Here is a 15,146-nt window from a genome sequence, read left to right as displayed (position 1 = left end):
TGATACATACAACATCTTGCTATTTTTCTATAATAGTGTTGTAAGGTAGTAGGAGTGATATAACCTTATGATTGTAATATTAGATAAGAATGCAGAGGAGGTAGTTCATGGGATTAAAAGATATTAAGCAAAAAATAAATGAGATTGAAAAAATGATTTTTGAATATTCATTTCAAAAAAATATATCATCACAAAACTTAAGCTCAGTATATTTTGATTTAATAAATATAAAAAATTGGTTTTTAAGAGTTAATTTTATGGAATACGAACAGGTAGAATTAGAGGAAATTAGATATAGAATTCAAGAAAATATTTTAAATGTCAGAATAATGATTAGGGAAATAAATGGATTAAATATTGATTTCGAGATTAATCAAATGAAAGAACTAATTAACTCATATTGTTAGAGAGAAAGGATGGTTATTTTGAGTGTAGATAGTATACCTACAAATATTTTTATACAAGATTTTCGAGATTTAATTGTTTGGCAGAAGGCTGTAAATTTATCAGATGAGATTTATGAAATAGTAGAAGGTTTCCCAGATTATGAGAAATATATTATGGTATCTCAAATAATTCGCTGTACAACCTCAATTTCAGCTAATATTGCAGAAGGAAATTCCCAGTTATATTCTAAAAAGGAATTTAGCTTTGCTAATAACGCCTTGGGTTCTGCAGGAGAAACTAAACATTGGCTGGAAATGGCTTACAGGAGGAAGTATATAGATGATACTACCTACTATAAGCTTATAGAAGATACTGATGAAGTAATAAGGATGCTTATCGGCTATATGAAGAAATTAAAAGGTGAAATAAAAAACTAAAATTAAGGAGGATATAAGGTATGATAAATGAAATTATTTTAAATTTAAAGGCTTTAACTTTAGGGGAATTACAAATTCTTCAACAAAATATATTAAAGGAAAAGGACTTAAGGACAACCAAGAAGACTATATATACTCATGATTGCTTTGATAGTAGTGATTATCATATAAGAAAATACAAGCATTTTGCAAAGAAAATAACAGCCATAGATAGTAATAAAACTAATGGATTTGCATTTTTAGGAGAATTTTTAGATGTTAATAAAGAAAATCTGGTTTCCCAGGGAAGTTATATAGTAGAAGTATGTTCAAGTTCAATTAAACTTTACAGAGCTTTTAATGATTCAAAAGAATTACTTTTAAAGGGTTCAAGTAGTGGATATGTTTCCTTTATAAGGAAGGCAAAAGAGATTACTGGGCTATAAATCTCAAATATAGTTTAGTTAGTATTAAGTGAATAATAATGTTGATATACTTTTCTAAATAAAACTTTTATGACTGCCACATAAGATAAATTATGTGGCAGTTTATATATTCTTCAGTTATAATATAGGTATTGAGTACCACATAATTACATAAAAATAGATTATTAACAAGTGCAACATAATTATATTAGGAGGACAAATGTGGAACAAATTTTAGATGATTTTAAAAATTATATGATTAAAAATCAGAAAAGTGAAAATACAATAAAGAGTTACTTACTACATATAAAAGAATATATGATTTGGTTTCAAGATACTTATGGAAAAGGTTTTGAAAAACTTTATAGAGAAAACATATTAGATTATAAAAGTTATTTAATAAATATAAAGAAATATAAAGGGAAGAACCTGAATGCAAAAACTATAAATGCTAAGCTAAGTTCCATTGGATTGTTCAATAAGTTTCTCATAGAAGAGAAGATTCAGAAAGATATTGTGATTAAAGATGATGATATGATAAAAATACAGACAAGCTATGCTAATCCTGCAGAGATTAACAAATCAGATGTAGAAAACTTTAGGCAAAGGATATTAGAGGCAGGGGATAAAAGGCTTTATGCTATAGTCACATTACTTTCTTATGCAGGATTAAGAATTTCTGAAGCTTTAAATGTAAAGTTAGAGGATTTAAGTTTAGATGCTAAAGAATTAATAATAAGAAAAGGTAAAGGAAAGAAGCAAAGAGTTGTATATTTGAACTCAAAAATCGTTTATGCAATAAAGGAATATCTTAAAGTAAGGCATTCAGAAAGTGAGTATCTTTTTTCTTCAAGGGAATCTGACAGAGTAGATAGGAGTGTTATAAATAAGCAATTCAAAAAATATAGTAATAAAATAACACCTCACCAACTTAGGCACTTTTTTTGTACCAATGCATTAGAAAGTGGATTCGCTGTTCATGAGGTGGCCAATTTAGCTGGTCATAGTAGTATACAGACTACTTTAATCTATACAAACCCCAGCAGGGAGAAGATGAAGAGTAGAATAGAGATGTTATAAGCAATTATATGTATCAGATACATTATTATTTTGTAAATATAATAATAGACTAAGGGGGAGGCCATACATGTTATTAGAGAAGTTATCTCAATTAGAAGAGTTAAAACCAGACAAGCACGATGGTTCATACGAACTTGTTAAAGAAGTTGTAAAAGCATTAAAAAATATTGATATTAATACTACTGGAATAGAAGATTTAGATATGTTGTATTTTATGACAGTAGGCACTTGGTCATATTCCTATGAAAAGAAAAAAGAGAGAATTAAAGAAAGTCATTTAAAATCAGAAGATAAAGAAAATCTAATTAGTTTAATAGATAAATTAAAAGAGAATGCTGAGAATGGATTATATGAAAATAGTAATAACGATGAATCTACTATTGGAATGTTCGGGTCAGGGTTCAATACTTTTAGAGCTTTTAATACGAAAATTGAAGATGCACGAAGTTTTTTAGAGTTATGTACAATAATATATGACTTAGATGATGAGGAAGAGATATTATCTATTGTAGATAATTATTTTAAAAATAAAATAATAGGAATGAAAACAGCTGTAGCGTCTATTAGCCAAATGCTTCATTGTCTAAAACCAGATATATTCCCTATACTTAATAGAGCAGATGACGCAGGTCTTGTAGTTTATAAAAAACTTGGAGTTAAGTTGAAATCGCCAGATAAAATATATAATTTTGTTGATAATGTAAAGATAATTAGAGATTTTAGGAATAAATACTGCAATTTCAAAAATTATAGAGCTATTGATATGCTTTTATGGGACCAAGATAAGGGGAAGCATAATTATTGGTTATTTAATATTTATTTTAAGGATAAGAATATTTGGAAGTATTGTGAGCAGAACAATTGCTTTGCCATGCAGTATGAATATAACAAGCAAGATAATTCATCAGTAACAAGAAATATTAATGTTGCTAAGGAAGTAAAGCTTGGAGATTATGCTGTTGCTTATACTGGGGATAAAAGGATTATTGCTGTTGGTAAGGTTATTAAAGAATTTTATGAAGAAAAAGATAAAGGCAAATATATATATGATACAGATGGATGGGCACAAAGAATAGGAGTAGAGTGGGAGCATATTGTAGATAAACCACTATATATTGAGGAGTTTAGCAAAACATTGGGTTTACTTGAGCCAAATAAACTTCCAATTCAAGCTATTAATAAAATATCCTATGATGGTTACTGTGAAGCTGTAGAGATACTTAATAAGACAGATATAGATGAGAATGATAATACAGAGGTAGAAAATTCAAGTGTCAATTACTGGTGGCTAAATGCAAAGCCATCGATTTGGAGCTTTGATAACATTAGTACAGGGGAAACAATAGAGTATACCTCCCATACAAGTGAAGGAACTAAAAGAAGAATCTATAAATATTTTGATGAAGCTAAAATAGGTGATTTAGTAATTGGATATGATACTACTCCAACAAAAGCAATTGTAGCTATTTGTAAAGTCGTTAGAGAGCATGATGGACAAACTATTGAATTTGAAAAAATAAGGAAAATTGAAACCCCAATCACACTGGATACAATTAGAGATATAAAAGAACTGAGTGAAATGGAAGCAATGCAAAATCCAATCGGTAGCTTCTTTAAAGTAAAACAAAGTGAGTTCGAATCTATTATGGAAATAATTGAAGCCGAACATAAAATAGAAGATGAGACTGTAGCTTCATATAGTAAACAGGATTTGCTGAGTGAAGTTTTTATAAGTGAAGAAAAATATGATGATATGATATTTGATTTAGAGCACAAGAAGAATATCATATTGCAAGGGCCTCCCGGGGTTGGAAAAACATTTGTAGCTAAAAGACTTGCTTATTCTCATATGGGTTTAAAGGATAATAGTAAAATACAAATGATTCAATTCCATCAAAATTATTCTTATGAGGATTTTATTCAAGGATTCAGACCTACTGAAGATGGAAAGTTCAAATTAAAGAATGGTGTTTTTTATGAGTTTTGTAGAAGAGCACAGAGAGACCCAGAGCAAAAGTATTATTTTATTATTGATGAAATTAACAGGGGGAATTTAAGCAAGATTTTTGGTGAACTAATGATGCTCATCGAACATGATAAAAGAGGAAAAGAATTTGAAATTCCCCTAACCTATGCTCAAGGTGAAGAAGATAAGTTTTATATACCTGACAATTTATATTTAATTGGAACTATGAACACTGCAGACCGTTCATTGGCAATGGTGGACTATGCTTTAAGGAGAAGATTTTCTTTTATAGATATTGAACCTGGGTTTTCAACGGAGGGCTTCAGTAAATATATGCAATCAAAAGGCATAAATGAATCACTGCTAAACAAAATCATTATTGGAATGCAAAGATTAAATGAGAAAATTAGTAATGATGGTAAGAATCTTGGCAAAGGCTATAGAATTGGACATAGTTATTTTTGTAATACACCAGAGCAAGGACAATCCCAGGAAGTATGGTATAAGCGTGTTATTATTTCTGAAATAAAACCACTTCTATATGAATATTGGTTTGATGATGAGGATACTGCTGAAATAGAAGTAAAGAATTTGTTATAGGGTGTAGATATTATGTCGGAACGAATACCAATAAAAAATATCTATTATATGTTATGCTATGCTTGGGATAGATTAAATGAAAAAGATATTATTTTAGTAGACAATACTGAGGGAAATAACTTACTTGACCTATTTGCAAGGGTTATGGTAAATGGCCTTAACTATCTTATAAAAAGAGGATTAGATAGAAGATACCTATGTGTTAATGATGATATCAGTTTTATAAGAGGGAAAATAGACTTCAATAATTCTATAAAGACATTGCAATGGGTTAACGGGAGAATGTCCTGTGAATATGATGATTTAAGTCATAATGTCTTGCATAATCAAATAATAAAGACCACCATAGAGCAATTAATTAAGCATAAAGGGTTAAGTGATGAACTAAAAGATGGATTGTTAAACTTATATAAATATTTTAGATACATTGATACTATAAAACTTAATAAGAAGGTTTTTAAAGAGGTTCAAATAAATAGAAACAATCAATATTATGATTTTTTGTTAAAAGTATGTGAAACTATTTATGATAATTTGTTAATAGATGAAAATACAGGTCAATCAAAATTCAAAGAATTTGAAAGAGACCCTAAGCAGATGGCTTATTTATTTGAAAACTTTGTTCGTAATTTCTATAAAAGAGAGCTAAAGGGTTGTAAGGTATATAGAGAAAATATAAATTGGGATACTGATGATGACAATACTTTTAACGAATATCTGCCTCAGATGCAGACGGATATTTCTATAGAAACAGATAGCAAAAAAATAATTATTGATACAAAATTTTATAAGGATACCTTTACTTATTATATGGATTCTAAGAAGCTAATTTCAAGTAACTTATATCAGATTTTTGCTTACATTAAAAATATTGAAGCAAAAGGTGGTTTAAATACTAATGCTGAAGGTATCTTGCTCTATCCTATGGTTAATCAGCAAATAGACTATGATTACTTAATTCAAGGACATAAGATTATGATTAGAACAGTTGACTTAAATCAGGAATGGAGACTAATTCATAAAAGACTTATAGATATAATTATTGATAGGGAAAATTGAATATGTAAAAATTTGAAAGAAGGAAGTACAAGCTAATGGGTAATGTAAATAAGTTTAAAGAAATTAAAGGGGAGACTATCTGGGAATTGGATGAATTTATAAATGTCATTGAACTTCACTTTGGAATAGAGAGTGATGTTCTTGATATTATGAAGGACATATATAATGGTTTACAACAAGTAAAAAGCAAAATTAATGTTAAAAAGAGAAAAGGGAACGATGTTGTTATTAGATTTAAAGAAGGTGGAAATATTGCGACATTTTGGTTTAATAATAATAGCGTGTCGATTAGGGTAGTTGGAGACGAACTCTTTGATAAGCAAAAGACTATTAATAATGTATCAGAATTAGAAAAGTATAATGTTGTTGATATTATTTCAAGAAAAGCAAAACTGATGTAATTATATCTAAAATGATAAAGATAGATATTATAAAAATATAGTATAAGAGGATAAGGAAAATGAGATTTTTAGAAATTAATAAAAATTTTGCCCCTATAGATATCAATCATGGAGATGAACTATTTCCTAATGGTATATTTGTGTTTAATATTACAAAAATGATTGAGTCTATAGAAAACTTTAAGGAAGAAATTATAATTGAAGATATCAATGTGTTAGAATATCGGAACAATGCTTTTTCTGTTATAGATGAAAGCCATGTTGATTTAGTTGATATCTCAAATCCAATAATATTGGCAGAAATATGTCCTAATACTTTTAATGTAATAGATGGTCATCATAGACTTGAAAAAGCTTATAGAAATGGTATTGATGGAATAAAGGCATATAAATTAACACCAGAGCAATTTATCCCTTTTCTTACTACAGTAAAGGGATACGAGGCTTTTGTTGAATATTGGAATAGTAAGTTATAAAAGAGAAAACAGAGTGTATAGATACAAGCATAAAGAGTTAAATATATGCCTGAATAGCTTTGTTTTATTGAAGTTACCGAAACTATATTTTGACGAAACAATGGAAGATGGGTTGTTAGGGCTTTGCTCAAGTGAAAAATATAAAACTTTATCAATAATATTAATTATTATTATTATGAAAAGTAGTACATATTGTTTGGCGTTATAAGGGGGAAAACCTATGAAAAAAACTGTAAATGAAAATATTAAAAGAATTAGAGAGGCAGTTGAAAATGATAAGTTAGTTGTTTTTATTGGAAGTGGAGTATCTTCAAATTCTGATTTGCCAAGTTGGTCTGGATTGATTAGAGATTTTTCTGAATCTATGGGACTAAGTGTTAAAAAGGAATTGGGGGTTGATGATTATCTAAGAATTGCACAATACTTCTATAATGAAAGGGGATTAAAGGAGTATTATGACTGTATAAATAACAAATTTAGTAGAAAGGTTACATACAATAAAATTCATGAAAATATATTAAGCTTGAATCCAGCTCATATAGTAACAACAAACTATGACGACTTAATTGAACAAGCTATCGAGGATAGTCAATTGGTATTTGATGTTGTATGTGAAGATATTGATTTGCCATATACACCGAATGGTCGATTATTAATAAAAATGCATGGGGATTTAAAAAGAAAAAATATAGTCTTAAAAGAAGATGACTATTTGCTTTATTCTCAAAGATTTAAACTTATAGAAACATTTATTAAGTCTTTATTTGTTAACCATGTTGTTTTATTTATAGGGTACTCATTACAAGATATGGATTTAAAACTAATCATGAAATGGGTAAAAGATATTTTAGGTGAACATTTTCAAAGAGCATATTTCTTAGATGCAGATGAAGAAGAAAAGGGACAAGTTGAGATAAATTATTTTAAGAACTTGGGAGTCAATATAATTAATAAATTTATGATAGATGAAGAATACCAAAATATGATAGTTGAAGGACTCCAAAGTCAAAAAGGAAAAAATATAGTTAGATGCATCAATTATATTATGAATTTTGAAAATAATCCTGTGGATATTATAGATTATTTTTTTAATAGATTAAGTATATTTAAAGACTTGCATAGACTTAGATTAAAGGACATTATAGAAGCCTTAGGAGTAAAAATTATCTATTCAATTCAAAATAATAATTTTATTGAAGTCATTTCTAATGAAGAAAGTAAAGGTTTAGAGACACTTTTAAATGAGTTTATAGTATTAGACTCTTCTGAAAATAATAATGAAAAAGGATTCTATGATAAAGTTAATAAGGCTGATTTTGTAAAGTCTATTTTTTTAAATGCTGATATTTATGGGATTATAATTAACCAATCAGATAAAGAAGATGGTAATATTTCATATGAGTTTCAGAAAGAGCATAGAAGTAGTGAATTAGACATCTTAAATTGTTTAAAGTTAAATAACTTTATAGAAATAAAATTATACTGCGAACAAACATACAAGCCAATTAAGCACCATAAGAATAACTACTTTAATGAGTTAATTAGAGCATATGCAAACTATTTAATGCACAGATATGTAAGTGCTTATGAAATACTAAAGAAACTTTCTAAAAAGGCTTATAGAGATAAAGAATATACTGTGTTTTATATATGTGAGTTTAATAAGAAACAATTAGCAAGGTTTATAAGTAATCGATTTGGAATAGGTGAAACTGTTTATGAAGAGCATATTAATAGGATATCTGAAGAAGTCAAGGAAGAAAATAAAAATGTAGATTTAAGAGAATTATATTATTTGTTACCTAAAAAAGAACGAGCCACAGTAAATTTTCTAAATGATGTGATAATAAATGAAAGTTATTTTAATGATAAGAAAGTTAGGATTATAGAACTCAAGGAAAAAGTAGAAAGAGAAGTTACAACTTTATTTGTTGGCATATCAACATCTCCTAATGGAATTACTGAACTTAAGCGCGAAGTACATGAATTTTGGGAATACACACATAATTATTTTTTAATGGTAGACGAATACTCTGATATAAGGAATTATTATTTCAATTATATCTCAGCATTATTGAGTACATATTCAAAAGAGAAAGAAGAAATTGATGAAGAAAGCATGATTTTTTCAAAAGAAATTACTCATACTATGCCTGATTATAAATTTGATAGGCTTGATTTATTTATAATATATAGATATATTGAGAATAAGGAGCTACTAAAGTTGCTTGACGAGTATAATATAGATAAAATTGCAACTGCAGTTCCGAATATATATTTTATAGGGAGTTTTCACAATGTTGTCCAAAGTTATATATCTATTAATTACACAAGACATTTGACAAATTTAATTTGTAATATGATTGCTGTGGGTAGTAAACTTACTTTGACAGATGATGAATTAGATAAATTTTTTGATTATATTTTGCTGTTAATTGAAAAAGGACAAATAAAAACAGAAATATATAAAGCATTAAATTATTCCATCATCAAAATGTATGAAAACAACTTAATTAATTTAGATTTTATTAATAAGCTAATAACTATTTTTATTGAAAAACTATTGAATATAGAAAATAATAATAATAACCAAGGAGGTTGGGAAATAGAGGCTATTTCTCAAACTAACCTTATAAATAATTTAACAATAATTTTTAGCTCAACAAATGAAAATGATAGGCTTGTATCTGATGAATTATTGAAGAAATTAATTCACTCAATTAGGTACTGTGAGCTAAAAGGATATAAGTACGCTATAGTTACGGAATTGCTTATTCCTGCATTTAAAGTAGTTAATCAAGAAATGAAAGAAGAGATAGAGGATTTTATCAAAGATGAATTATCTACAAAATTCAATCAAAGATTGTATATTGATGCATGTATTAATAATATTATTAATACAAATAAAGAATATGAACAGATGTTATATAATGAAACTATTTCATTGATACAAGATAGAAGTAATACTGGAGTAACTACTTTTCCAGACCCCGTTGTAAGGAATCTTAGAAATATTGTTAATTTATTTTATAATAAGAAGCTTATAAGTATAGAACAATTTAGCAATTTTAAGGGATATGATAACTTATTTGATTTCATCTTCGAACCTAACATATTTGATTTTGAAAAATTTGATGTTAATTGGTTATTAAGGTTTAGCAATGAGTTTTTAGAAGAACTATCAAATATTGATGTTGTTAAAACAGGGATAAGAAATAAATTTAAAAATGAGATGATAGAGAAGAATTTAGATAAAAGATTAAAGGAAATTTATTTTACACATTTCAGTTAATATTAAGGGAAAAGAAGGTAGTTATACTGTTCGTAAATACTAATATAAAAAGATAATATAGGATTAGTATAACGAGCATATTAAATGGTCAACTGTCTATTTGCGCAGAAATTCTATTTGTAAATTCTATTTAAAAGTATATATTACAAATAAGAATACAAAGAAAATAGTTATTTAAGTAGATACAATATAGAGATATAAAGGAAACAAAAGATTAATTTCTCTTTGTAAATTATCACAAAAATATTTATGATTACAAAGAAAATTATTAAGAAATACAAAAAACAAAAATAATGCTATTTCCTATAACAATTTGCTTTAAAAAAAATAAGCAATATTGCATATAGGGAATGGCATTTTTTTATTGCCACAAATAAGAAATATATAGGGGTGAGTATATGGCTAAACGAAATTTAGAATGGAATGAAAATAAATTAAGAAGATATCTGGAAGAAGGGAGAGGACAAGGAATAGGAAAAGATTATAAGCCTTGGCTCACTATTCAAGACTTTCCCAGCATGGGCAGAGTTTCAAGGATATATTCAACCAAAACTGAAAGGATTCATCATTTCTTCTCAGACAATGAAACACGGATGTTTTATTTACTTCATTGGGAAGATGCTGTAATCGATATTAGAGAGCATTTTCCATTGCTTGATATAGGACAAGTTATAAAAGATAAAATAGGATTGGATTTAGATAAATTTGTAGACAAGCAAACTGGAACACCTTATATTTTTTCCACTACTTTTTTAATCGCAGTAAAAGACACAAAAAATGGAGAGTTTTATGTAGCAAGAAGTGTTAAATCTGCAATTGAATTAGAGAAGAAGCACATTATTGAAAAGTTTGAACTGGAAAGAAGATACTGGGAAAGCAAAGGAATTGACTGGGGAATTGTAACACAGAAAGATATACCAGTTATAAAAGCGAAAAATATAGAATGGGTTTATTCTGCTTTAGAAAATAGTGAGGAAAGAGGAATAGATAATAAAACAAAGATGGATTTGTCACAAGAACTAATTTTAAGGTTAATGGATAGTTCCAATGCAGTTAGAGAAATAACTGCACTGTTTGATGATGAATTCCAGCTTGAAAAAGGAACAGGATTATATTTATTTAAATATCTTATTGCAATCAAGAACATTAAAGTAGATATGGACCAAAAAATAAACATCAATTTACCAGCAAACGAGCTAATTCAGGAAGTGGAATTTGAAGGAGGAGTGAGACATGGAAAAGCTCATAGTGGTTAATTCTATTATCCGTTGGAAAAAGGAGGAACAAACAGAAAGACTTCTTTGGATAGATAGCTTTAGAGAGCTTACTTTTACGATAGATATATATAAGAATCAGTACAGTCCAAATCTAAGGTATATTAATGATATTATAGATGATTTAAATAACGATGCTGCAGTGTTATTTGAAGAAGACCCTTGGCTGAAAATTATTCGTGAGGAAGATATAAATGAGAAAAACAAGGAAAGGAGAAATAGAGCTTGGCAAATTATCTCATACATAATAAATGCCTGTGGTGAACCTAATATCTATGATTCAAGGATAAGAAGTAAATATATTAAAAAAGCAAGTGAAAGATTTAATATAAGTGATAGAAGTATTTATGAATATTTTAAAAGATATTGGCAAAGGGGACTAACAAAAAATGCATTACTGCCTGATTATCATAATTGTGGAGGTAGGGGAACAGACAGGAATGTAGGTGAAAGAAAGAGAGGGAGACCAAGAAAGAGCTATAAAGGGGAGGGAATAAATGTAGATGAAGAAACTAAAAGAATTTTTAGATTAGCAGTTAAGAGATTCTATTATACAACAACTGAGAACTCTCTAACCACAACTTATGAACTTATGAGAAAAGAGTATTATGCTGAAGGATATAAATATGAAGATGATGTAAAGAAACCTATTTTATTAGATAGTAATGAAGTTCCAACCTTCGGGCAATTTAGATACTGGTTTCAGAAAGAGAGAAATCTACAAAAAGAAGTTTCAGCCAGAACAAGTGCTAAAAGATATCACCTGGAAAACAGAGCCATACTTGGAGACTCTACTCAAGAAGCACTTGGACCTGGGTCTATATATCAGATAGATGCTACTATAGCAGATGTTTATCTTGTATCGAGATATAATAAAAGTCACATTATAGGAAGACCTATTGTGTATGCAGTAATAGATGTTTTTAGTCGTATGATAGTAGGTATATACATAGGTTTAGAAGGACCATCTTGGATAGGAGCTATGATGGCACTTATAAACGCAACAACTGATAAGGTTAAGTTTTGTAATGAATATGGAATTTCAATAATATCTGAAGAATGGGCTATTAATAATCTTCCAGAAAGTATAATTGCAGATAGGGGAGAATTTGAAGGTAATATTGTTGAATCATTAATAAGTGGATTAAATATAAAGGTATCTAATACAGCATCTTATAGGGGAGATATGAAGGCTATAGTAGAGAGATATTTTAGAACTATAAATACCAAAATTAAACCTTTTGTCCCTGGCTTTGTAGGTGGAGATTTTGCTCAAAGAGGAGGAAAGGATTATAGATTGGATGCAAAATTAGATATATATCAATTTACAAGGTTAATGATTAAGTGTGTATTATATCATAACAATCATCATTACTTGCCTACATATAGTAGGGAGGAAATGATGATAGAGGACGATATAAGCCCAATACCAATAAACCTTTGGAACTGGGGGATTGCAAACAGAGCAGGAAGACTTCGCTATGTAGACGAAGAAATAGTTAAGCTTAATTTACTACCACAGGATACAGCAACAGTGACAAGCCAAGGAATTAGATTTAAAGGTATGCTATACGGTTCAGAGAAGGCACTTAAGGAAAGATGGTTTGAAAAGGCAAGAAATAGAGGAAGTTGGAAAGTGGATATTGTATATGACCCTCGGAATATGGACTATATTTATATACTAAATGATACAAGGAGCTTTGATAAGGGATTTTTATTAAGTCATGAGGATAGATTTATGGGGAAAACATTAGAGGAAATAGAGTATCTATTGATTTATGAAAAAATGCAATATGAGAAAACTCAGGACAAAGAATTACAGGCGAAAATAGATTTAATTTGCGATATTGAAGCAATAGTGAAAGAGGCAGAACAACAAGTAGTGGAAGATAAAGAGATAGGGATAAGTAACACCAGTAGATTAAAAGGTATAGGTCAAAATCGTAATAAAGAAAAAATGATAAATAGAAAATCTGAGTATATAGAATTGGATAGAAAAGAAATCTCAAATGAAGGAAAAGTTGTTTATATAAATTCTGAGGAAGATGATGACTTTGCGAATGATTTTAAATTACTTAAACAGATTCAAAAGGAGAGATTCGATGAAGAATAAGATTGAGATACCTTTAGGGGGAATAGGAGAAGTTGCAGAGTATAAGGAACAAATAGTAGAAGATTATAGAGACAATCCTTTTATAGAAGCATTACCTGAAATTTTAACTAAAGAGGAAGTAATCCACAAGCTAACAAGTTATCCACCGTTTAATGAAGAAGAACGACATTTAGATGTGCATTACAGATATCATATTGTTCAGAGGCTATTTCAATATTTCCAGCCATTAAGCATTCACATAGATTTAGAAAGTCGAATATCCAGAATGATAAGACAAGGCTACTTAGCACGAAATCCATTGGATGTAGAATACAAGAAAGGACTTCACGATGGATATGAAATGATTCAAAATAAAAGTTTAGAATTAACAGGAACGCAAGGAGTAACTACTACAGCTTATGGATTTACTATTATTGGAGCTTCTGGTATGGGAAAGTCTGTATCTATAGGGAAGATATTGTCCTTATACCCTCAGGTAATTATTCATTCAAACTATAAAGGTATTCCATTTAGTCAATATCAAGTGACTTGGATGAAAATAGATTGCCCACACTCAGGTTCACTAAAAGAGTTATGCATTAATTTTTTGATAACTATTGATAGTATATTAGGCACTGATTATTATAAAAAAACAATGAGGGGAAATTCATCAGCGAATACCCTTTTACCTGTTATATGTCAAATATCAAGGCGATGTGGATTAGGCATGTTAATTATTGATGAGATACAAAGTCTAAGCTTAGCTAAAAGTGGTGGGGCAGAGAAGATGCTGAATTTCTTTATGACACTCATTAATACTATTGGTGTTCCAGTAGTGCTTATTGGAACGAATAAAGCAATGTCAGTATTACAGTCTCAATTTCGACAAGCAAGGAGGGGGAGTGGTCAAGGTGACATGCTCTTTGATAGAGTAAAAAGCAAAGATGAAATATCTTGGAACTTATTTATAGAAGGATTATTTCAATATCAGTGGGTAAGGAAACCTTGTATTTTAAATCAAGAACTGAATGATACGATTTATGAAGAGAGTCAGGGGATTTTTGATATAGGAATTAAGTTATTTGTAATGGCCCAAGTACGAGCTATGGCTACAAATAAAGAAGAAATAACCCCAAAGTTAATAAGATATATTGCAAAGGAAAATCTGAAGCTTGTTAAGCCAATGTTGGATGCACTAAAGAACGGTAATATAGCAAAGATAGCACAGTATGAAGATATAGCTCCAATAGATTTTAATGAGTTTATGAATCAACAAATAAGCAATATAAACTTAGATAGAAAAATAAAAGAGATACAACAATCAAAAAAGAAATCACAAACTCAGAATGAAAGGGTAAAAGAGGAGGCGATTTTAAGATTATTAGACTTAGACATAGAGCCTAATATAGCTAAAAAATATGTAGATTTAGTTTTAAAAGACATTGGAGATAATGAAGATATAAATGAGGTTGTAAAATTAGCATATAGAATGATTATAGAATCAGATATCGAAAGCTCTAAGAAAAAGCAGAAAACTAAGAAAGTAGATGAATATGGGGAGAATGATTTAAGATATATAATTAAAGAAGGTAAGAAAGAAAAGTTATCGGCATATGAAAGCTTAAAAAATGCAGGTTATATCAAAGCACCACAAGAAAATCTTCTTAAGATAGGGTGA

The 15,146-nt window shown here is 28.8% G+C and carries 12 protein-coding genes; all 12 read left to right on the top strand.

Annotated features, from left to right (window positions below):
- Positions 1–107: 107 nt before the first annotated feature.
- The 12 genes from KQI41_RS17405 (at position 108) to KQI41_RS17350 (ending at position 15,146) form a co-directional block, all read left to right on the top strand.
- Entirely contained in the window at positions 108–407 is a 300-nt protein-coding gene (locus KQI41_RS17405) for a hypothetical protein (protein WP_216544597.1), read from the top strand.
- Between the two features lie 18 nt (positions 408–425).
- Positions 426–824: a four helix bundle protein gene (locus tag KQI41_RS17400; RefSeq protein WP_216544598.1), complete on the top strand. Its 399-nt coding sequence runs from the start codon at positions 426–428 to the stop codon at positions 822–824.
- 20 nt (positions 825–844) lie between these two features.
- Positions 845–1,249, top strand: coding sequence for a hypothetical protein (locus tag KQI41_RS17395; protein WP_216544599.1), 405 nt, complete (start codon positions 845–847; stop codon positions 1,247–1,249).
- Positions 1,250–1,450: 201 nt separating this feature from the next.
- Positions 1,451–2,308 (top strand): tyrosine-type recombinase/integrase, encoded by an 858-nt coding sequence (locus KQI41_RS19345; protein ID WP_342366202.1) that lies wholly within the window; start codon positions 1,451–1,453, stop codon positions 2,306–2,308.
- A 67-nt stretch (positions 2,309–2,375) separates the two neighbouring features.
- Complete coding sequence (locus tag KQI41_RS17385) at positions 2,376–4,874, top strand: AAA family ATPase (protein ID WP_216585829.1); 2,499 nt, start codon at positions 2,376–2,378, stop codon at positions 4,872–4,874.
- Between the two features lie 12 nt (positions 4,875–4,886).
- A complete protein-coding gene (mcrC, locus tag KQI41_RS17380; RefSeq protein WP_216585828.1) occupies positions 4,887–5,933 on the top strand; it encodes a 5-methylcytosine-specific restriction endonuclease system specificity protein McrC in 1,047 nt (348 codons plus the stop codon).
- A 35-nt stretch (positions 5,934–5,968) separates the two neighbouring features.
- A complete protein-coding gene (locus KQI41_RS17375; protein ID WP_216585827.1) occupies positions 5,969–6,334 on the top strand; it encodes a hypothetical protein in 366 nt (121 codons plus the stop codon).
- A 59-nt stretch (positions 6,335–6,393) separates the two neighbouring features.
- Entirely contained in the window at positions 6,394–6,810 is a 417-nt protein-coding gene (locus KQI41_RS17370; RefSeq protein WP_216585826.1) for a ParB/RepB/Spo0J family partition protein, read from the top strand.
- Between the two features lie 220 nt (positions 6,811–7,030).
- Positions 7,031–10,102: an SIR2 family protein gene (locus KQI41_RS17365; protein WP_216585825.1), complete on the top strand. Its 3,072-nt coding sequence runs from the start codon at positions 7,031–7,033 to the stop codon at positions 10,100–10,102.
- A 398-nt stretch (positions 10,103–10,500) separates the two neighbouring features.
- Positions 10,501–11,358, top strand: coding sequence for a TnsA endonuclease C-terminal domain-containing protein (locus tag KQI41_RS17360; RefSeq protein WP_216585824.1), 858 nt, complete (start codon positions 10,501–10,503; stop codon positions 11,356–11,358).
- On the top strand, positions 11,336–13,489 hold the full coding sequence (locus KQI41_RS17355) for a Mu transposase C-terminal domain-containing protein (RefSeq protein ID WP_216585823.1): 2,154 nt from the start codon (positions 11,336–11,338) through the stop codon (positions 13,487–13,489). Before KQI41_RS17360 ends, KQI41_RS17355 begins: the two co-directional genes overlap by 23 nt.
- Positions 13,479–15,146 (top strand): ATP-binding protein, encoded by a 1,668-nt coding sequence (locus KQI41_RS17350; protein WP_216585822.1) that lies wholly within the window; start codon positions 13,479–13,481, stop codon positions 15,144–15,146. Before KQI41_RS17355 ends, KQI41_RS17350 begins: the two co-directional genes overlap by 11 nt.

This window comes from Tissierella pigra (assembly GCF_018917845.1).
GTDB lineage: Bacteria > Bacillota > Clostridia > Tissierellales > Tissierellaceae > Tissierella > Tissierella pigra.
The sequence above is the reverse complement of the archived record's forward strand: the minus strand, read 5'-3'. Positions and strand labels throughout refer to the sequence as shown.